This window comes from Humidesulfovibrio sp. (assembly GCF_030689645.1).
Lineage (GTDB): Bacteria > Desulfobacterota > Desulfovibrionia > Desulfovibrionales > Desulfovibrionaceae > Humidesulfovibrio.
Genome location: NZ_JAUYFU010000098.1, coordinates 1 through 7,157, shown reverse-complemented (window position 1 = coordinate 7,157; position 7,157 = coordinate 1). Strand labels below are relative to the sequence as shown.

At 63.1% G+C, this 7,157-nt stretch carries 4 protein-coding genes; 2 read left to right on the top strand and 2 right to left on the bottom strand.

Annotated elements, in window-relative coordinates:
• Positions 1 to 180: 180 nt before the first annotated feature.
• Both Q8O35_RS13055 and Q8O35_RS13050 read left to right on the top strand, forming a co-directional pair.
• The gene (locus Q8O35_RS13055; RefSeq protein WP_305574029.1) at positions 181 to 1,440 is read left to right on the top strand and encodes an efflux RND transporter periplasmic adaptor subunit; all 1,260 of its coding nucleotides are present in this window, start codon (positions 181 to 183) and stop codon (positions 1,438 to 1,440) included.
• Between the two features lie 11 nt (positions 1,441 to 1,451).
• Positions 1,452 to 4,730, top strand: a complete 3,279-nt coding sequence (locus Q8O35_RS13050; protein WP_305574027.1) for an efflux RND transporter permease subunit — start codon at positions 1,452 to 1,454, stop codon at positions 4,728 to 4,730.
• A gap of 878 nt (positions 4,731 to 5,608) precedes the next feature.
• Here Q8O35_RS13050 and Q8O35_RS13045 read toward each other — a convergent pair.
• Together Q8O35_RS13045 and Q8O35_RS13040 are read right to left on the bottom strand one after the other, a co-directional pair.
• Entirely contained in the window at positions 5,609 to 5,809 is a 201-nt protein-coding gene (locus tag Q8O35_RS13045) for a hypothetical protein (RefSeq protein ID WP_305574025.1), read from the bottom strand.
• 671 nt (positions 5,810 to 6,480) lie between these two features.
• Complete coding sequence (locus Q8O35_RS13040; RefSeq protein WP_305574023.1) at positions 6,481 to 6,720, bottom strand: hypothetical protein; 240 nt, start codon at positions 6,718 to 6,720, stop codon at positions 6,481 to 6,483.
• Positions 6,721 to 7,157 lie beyond the last annotated feature (437 nt).

The following is a 7,157-nucleotide window of genomic DNA, read 5'->3' as shown; positions in this document are numbered from 1 at the left end:
CTCCACGCCAAGCTCCAGCGGTACGGGGTGCAGTAGCGCTGGCACGACGGTGGAATCATGCCACAACAACTCATTATGCATCAGCGTTTCATTGACGGGCATACTCAGCCGGAGTAGAAAATTTGGTAGCTTTCCGTTTCAGGTGTGTCTGCAAAACATGAATAAGGAAGGCGCAAGCCCATGCCCAAATTCAAGACAGCTCATCTTTTTGCCCTCATCATTGCCCTCGCAACCTTACCATTCTTTTCTGCATGCGGCGGTGACAAGACCGCAGAACCCAAGACCGCCAGCGCGCCCACAGTTCGCGCTACCCTTTACGACGCCCGTGAGTGCCGCAGCCTGCCGGGAGAGGTGCGCGCGCAGAACAGCGTGGTGCTTTCCAGCAAGATTTCCGGCACGGTAGTGGAAGTCATGGCCGCTGAGGGCCAAGTGGTGGAGAAGGGGCAGGCCATCCTGCGCATCGACGACACGGAACTCAGGCAGCGCGTGCAGGCTGTCCAGTCCACGGCCCAGCAGGCCGGGCTGGAGCGTCAGGCCCTGGCCGCGCGTTCGGCCCTGGCCAAGGTCAACATGGAGCGCATGCAGAAGCTCTTTGCCCAGCAGGCCATCAGCCGCGACGAACTGGACCGCGCCAGCACGGAATACCAGACCCTGAAGAAGCAGGAGCAGGCCATGGGCGCCAGCGCGGCGGCGGCAGGCCACCAGGGGGCAGAGGCCCGGTCCCTCATGGGCTACAGCCTCGTCAGCGCGCCCTTCCGGGGCGTGCTTTCACGCCGGTATGTGGACCAGGGGGCCTTTGTCTCGGCCGGCGCGCCCCTGGCCGCCATCGACGATGTGCAGGGCGGCTATGAGCTGGAGGCCCAGGCCGATGAGAGCCTCATGTCCGTCGTGACCAAGGGCATGCAGGTGCTTGGCCTGGTCCCGTCGGTATCTTCCCAGCCCTTCCTCACGCGGCTCACCACCGTGGTGGACCGCGTGGACCCGGCCACCCGGACCTTCAAGGTCCGCGCCGCTTACAACGCGTCCACGGCCCCGGCCGCCGGGGCTGGCAACGCGACGCAAAACGCCACACAGGCGGCGCAGCCCAACCGGCCCCACGCGGGCATGTTCGGCAAAGTCTGCGTGCCCATGTCTCAGGCCAAAAAGCTGCTCATCCCGTCCGGCAGCGTGCGCCAGCGCGGCGAGCTCACCACCGTGCTCGTGGTGGACGACAAGAGCGTGCTGCGCCTGCGGCTGGTCAAGATTGGCGGGGCCTACCTCAAGGCCGACCTCGACGGCCAGTCCTACATCGTCCAGGCCCAGTCCGAGGCGCTTTCCGACACGTCCGGCGCGCCTGGCGTGCTGATTGAGGTGCTTTCCGGCCTCACCGAGGGCGAAATCCTGGTCAACGGCGGTCCGGAAACCTTGCGCGAGGGCGACCGCATCGCCGTCAAGCCCTAAGGCGGCAGGCCATGAGCCAGACACCCGAAAGCCCGGACCCGCAGCCCCACGATCACGTCCTGCTCTCACGCATCACCGCGGGCTTCGTGGACTCCAAGCTCGTGCCGCTCATCATCCTTGGCGCGCTCTTGCTCGGCGTGTTCGCTGTGCTGAGCACCCCCAGCGAGGAAGAGCCGCAGATCGTCGTGCCCATGATCGACGTTCTGGTGGAGATGCCCGGCGCCACGCCGAGGGAGATCGAGACCCGGGTCATCGGTCCCATGGAAAAGATCCTCTGGGAGATTCCCGGCGTGGAGTATGTCTATTCCACGGCCCAAGACGGCAAGGCCCTGACCATCGTGCGCTTTCAGGTGGGCGAGGACACGGAAAAGAGCGTGGTCAAGACCTACGCCAAGCTCTACCAGCATCTGGACTGGATTCCGCCCGGCTGCTCCCAGCCTCTTTTGAAGCCCCGCAGCATCGACGACGTGCCGGTCCTGGCCGTGTCGTTCTATGGCGAGGGGCACGACGGGCGCACTCTGCGCCAGGTCGCCGCCGAGGCCGCCGAAGCCGTGCGCACCCTGCCCGGCGTGGCCGAGGTTACCCTGACCGGGGGCCGCACCCGCAGCGTCACCGTGGACGTGGACCCGGACCGGCTGCGGGCGCTGAACCTGGACGCCCTGGACGTGGCCGACGCCTTGCGCGCCCAGAACCAGGCCGCCCAGAGCGGGGCCATGACCAGCGGCGGTGCGACCTTTGGCGTGCGCCTGGACAGCTTCCTCAAGACCTCCGGCGACGTGGGCCGCGTGGTGGTGGCCATGAACCAGGGCCGGCCGGTGTATCTGGCCGATGTGGCGAGTGTGCGCGACGGCTTTGAGGAGCCTGCGGACTATGTGTTCTTCGCCCCCGGCCCCAAGGCCGCCACCAAGGGCGTGTCCGAGTCTCCGGGGCGGCTGCTGCCCGCCGTGACTCTTTCCGTGGCCAAGCGCGCCGGAGTCAATGCCACCAAGCTTTGCGAGGACGCCCTCCGGAAGATCGAGGCCCTGCGGGGCTTCGCCATCCCGGTGGACGTGCATACCAGCGTGGTGCGCGACTATGGGGAAACAGCCAAGCACAAGTCCGACGAACTCTTGCAGCACCGGTTCATTGCGGCCCTGAGCGTCGGCACCATCGTGGCCCTGTTCCTGGGCCTGCGCGCCAGTTTCGTGGTCATGGTGGCCGTGCCCGTGACCCTGGCGGTGACGCTCGCCACCTACTGGTTCCTTGGCTACACCCTGAACCGCGTCACCCTTTTCGCGCTCATTTTCTGCATCGGCATCCTGGTGGACGACCCCATTGTGGACGTGGAGAACATCGTGCGCCACTTGCGCCTGCCCAGCTCGCAGGGGCGTCCCTTTGTGCGCGTCATCATCGAGGCCGTGAACGAGGTGCGCGCCCCGCTGGTGCTGGCCACCTTCACGGTCATCGCGGCCATCATGCCCATGGGCTTCGTGGGAGGCTTGATGGGCCCGTACATGCGGCCCATGCCCGTAGGGGCCAGCGTGGCCATGCTCCTGTCCATGGCCGTGGCCTTCGTCATCACGCCCTGGAGCTCCCGCAAGCTGCTCAAGCCCGCCGGCGTCCACGAGCACGAGAAACACGACGACCGCTTCACGCAGCTGTACCGCAAGGTCATGGGCCGACTCATCACCGAACCCGGCTATCGCAAGCGCTTTCTCTTGGGCGTGGGCGGGCTGCTCGTGGCCGCCATCTCCCTGTTCCCCATGAAGGCCGTGTTGGTGAAGATGCTGCCCTTTGACAACAAGGGCGAGTTCGAGGTGGTTGTGGACATGCCCGATGGCACGCCTCTGGAAGCCACCGCCGCGGCAGCGGAGGAACTCTCCCGCGTCGTCCTGGATCAGCCGGAGGTGACGGACGCGCAGCTGTACGCTGGCACTTCCGCGCCGTTCTCCTTCAACGGCCTGGTTCGCCACTACTATCTGCGTGAAGGCCCGACCGTGGCCGAAATCCAGGTGAACCTGACCCCGCGCGGCAAGCGCAGCGCTTCAAGCCATGAAATTGCGAAACGCACCCGCGAGAACATGCTGCCCATCGCCAAAAAGCTCGGCGCGCGCATCAAGGTGGTGGAGGTGCCCCCCGGGCCGCCGGTGCTGCAGACCCTGGTGGCCGAGATCTACGGCCCGACCCAGGAGGGCCGCGAGCGCGTGGCCCGGCAGGTCAAGGAGGTCTTCGCAGGCACGCCCAACGTCGTTGATGTGGACTGGTACATGAACGACCCGAGAGCCGAGACGCGCATCCGCGTGGAGACGGACAAGGCGCTGAAGAACGGCGTGGACCCTGACCGGGCGCGCCGGGTAATCGCCGCCTCCGTGGGTGGGGAGAAGGCCGGGCTGCTGCACGACATGAACTCCCGCGAGGACGTGCCCATCATGGTGCGCTTGCCCGTGGCGCGTCGCGCCTCGGTCTCGGAACTCACGGCCATTCCGGTGCGCGGCTCTCTGCCGAACGGGGGCGGCAAGGTCATCTCGCTCGGCCAGTTGGCCACGCTGGAGCAGGCCATCACGCCACCGGCCATCTACCACAAGAACATGCTGCCCGTGATCTACGTCACCGGCGACATGGCCGGGCGCGAAGAGAGCCCGATCTACGGCATGGGCCGCATCGACATGGCCCTGGACGAACTGGCCGTCAAGGGCCAGGGGGCGTGGCAGACGAGCGCTGGCGACCGCCGCGAACTGCCGCGCTTGCGCACCAGCATGCCGTTCTCCTCCAACACCTGGAGCATGAAGTGGGACGGCGAGTGGCAGATCACCTTTGAGGTCTTCCGCGACATGGGACTGGCCTTCGGCGTGGTCATGATCCTCATCTACATCCTGGTGGTGGGCTGGTTCGGGTCGTACACCACGCCCATCGCCATCATGTCGCCCATTCCGCTCTCGCTCATCGGCATCATCCCGGCGCATGCGCTCACCGGCTCGTTCTTCACGGCCACCAGCATGATCGGCTTCATCGCCGGGGCGGGCATCGTGGTGCGCAACTCCATCATCCTGGTGGACTTCATCAACCTGCGCCGCGAACAAGGGCAGCCCCTCGAAGAGGCCGTTATCGATGCCGGGGCCTTGCGCTTCCGCCCCATGCTGCTCACGGCCATCTCCGTGGTGGCCGGGGCCTTCGTCATCCTCTTCGATCCCATCTTTCAGGGCCTGGCCATCTCGCTCATGGCCGGGGAGGTCGCAGCTACGCTCTTCTCGCGCATGGTGGTGCCGGTGATGTATTACCTTGATCAGCGGCGCGCGGAACAGGCGCTGTGATGCCGTCCTCGGAATGCGTGGCGAGCACTGTTCGCTGGCCGTTGGCGGTGCCACGCAGTGCTGATGGTAAGAGCCACCAAGGGAACAGAGGAAAAACGGGAGATTGCGGAAGGGCTAGAAGGAAAAGGAATCAGAAGGAAAGAAGGAGCAAGGAGACATAAAGAAAGCGGCCCCATTCGCGACCGCCAAGGTTCGGAGGTCCGGTCGTGACCTCGGTCATCCACTTGGGCGTGGTAAAAAAAGCGTAGGCAGATCTGGATTCGTGCGCACCAAAAGGGGTGGACATCGCCGACCTTATTCTGGATCTGTTCTTCTAAAAATAATCTGCGTCCACAATGCGCCAGGCGATGCAAAATGAGAAGGCCCCCGAAGGAGCCTTTGTCAGCCGCCCGTTGGGGCGGGAGTGAGACTTGCGGGCTTGGTCCGATGCCGGAGCATCTGTCCTTTTGTGCCCTCTTTCCTTTTCAGCCGCCCCAACGGGGCGGGAGAGGCGCGCTCCTCATGAAAACTCCGCACGCTTGCACCAATAGAATGTCAAGTTTTTTTTGTCGGCATCATAGCAGTCCCACAATCACTGCCATGCCTCCGTATGGGCGAAATCCATGGCTGGTGGCCGATTCGTTCCCTGAAGAGGTTGCCCGCGCCCATCGGTCCAACCCGCATGCGCCTGGGTTCCGTGGACACAATCTTCTTGCCATGCTCGTAGGAAAGGCGGCCCTTGCGGGCCGCCATAAATGGGGTGGGAGTCGTAGTTACGCCTTTTCCGCCACGCATCCAGTTGCAGGGGCTGGGATAGCCGGCGAGGCGATGAGGGGGCCTTGCGGCCTAGCCGGTGAGCCAGGGCTCACATCGTTGTCGCCGGTGGCCCGTTGCCGGTGTTACCGGTCGATCCGCCGTCTTCCACCCTCAACCCTGGCGTACGCCATGGCGGTGCGGAAATTGCTTCTTTCGCGGCGAAGCACAATGCTCCTTGCAAACAGGCGCTTCGCGAGCTGGGCCTTGAACTTCGTGGCCGTCGCGATCAACTGTGCGATCATGTGGTTTCCTCCTTTGCACTTGCTGGTGACCTTCACGCTCATGAAACCACACGGTTCTTCCTTTTCGCAATAGCCAGGAATCTTACTGCGAAAGATACTGACAAGATTTCGTTCTTGGGCTCCAAAGCTGCAGCCCCAAGTCTGCCAAGTCTGTGTGGCACAGTACGGCATGGCTAGTCATTTCGCACGGGGCATGCCGAACATCAGAAAAGGACAGAAAGGGGCAAAGAAAAAGGGGACGTTGAACAATCATGACCGGCGAATACGCATGCGCTACCGCTGCCGTAGTGATTAAGTACGGGAAGCACTTGTTCTGGCCCGTTGGGAGCGACGGCTCCACGAGCAGTAGGTGCGAAGTATCCTGGTGCTAGTCGGCAAGCCCGAGGAAATATTCCAAGTACGGTCTGCCAAGTTACGCGCCAAGTCGCAGAATGCGGGGCGCTTTCATTGTAGCAGTAGCCCGAACCGTATCCGGGATAGGTGCAGGGCGAACCAGATGCGCTGGACTCGCGGGAGGCGCTCGTCATCTCGAACTGGCTAGTATTTGAACGCGCCAATAGTGCACAGCCGAAAGCTATGACAGATTTGAGTCAACGACCTACGGCGAATCCCTCAGGGCATTGGAGCCAGCGCCCAGGCCATGGGGTGTTGCGCATTTCTCGCTCCCGTAGCACCCCACGGCCTGCCTGACGATTCCGCGTACGCTATTCAGGCTACGCGTCAGGGAACTCACTTGTTACCGAAACTTTTCTCCCCCCCTCATAAGCGGCGAGCACCTTCTGCGCGGCTATCAGTTGCGTGTTCAGCCATTTCGAAAAACTAGGCTGCAGGGAGAACTCCCAGGGACTGTCCTTGAAGCGGGTCTTGACTTCCTGGTACCGGTTGAACATCTCCTGGCTGACTTTGATGTTTACCTGTGCATCGAGCTTGACGCTCTTCTTGAGAATACTCATGGCGTTGTCCTGGTTGAGGTTGCGGGCGCGGCCCGATTCTCAAAGAGGATACGCTGCCGAAAACTATCATCGCAAGGATCTCAACTAGGCTTTCTTTGCTTCTCGCATTTTTCTGCCCGAGGGTTTGCGCCTACAGCATCTGAGCAGTAGGTGGACCTCTCTACCTTCCTTTCACCGACATAAGAACCTGGGCCACAGCGAAGAGGAACGTCTCCCTTCCCACCAAGGCACACCATGGCGCACGGCCGAGACCGCATGTACAGGTCTTGCCCCGGCCTGGGCGGGATTGCTCCGCATTGCCTTTTCGTGCGCGCATTCACCTGCGCACCATGACCGCTCTCTGTCGCGCGCACTCTTTCTCTCCGATCTTATCCGCGAAGCTTCCGCTGTCGTCCGGTTTTGTTGACTGCCCCTGCTGTCAACAAAACCGGACACAT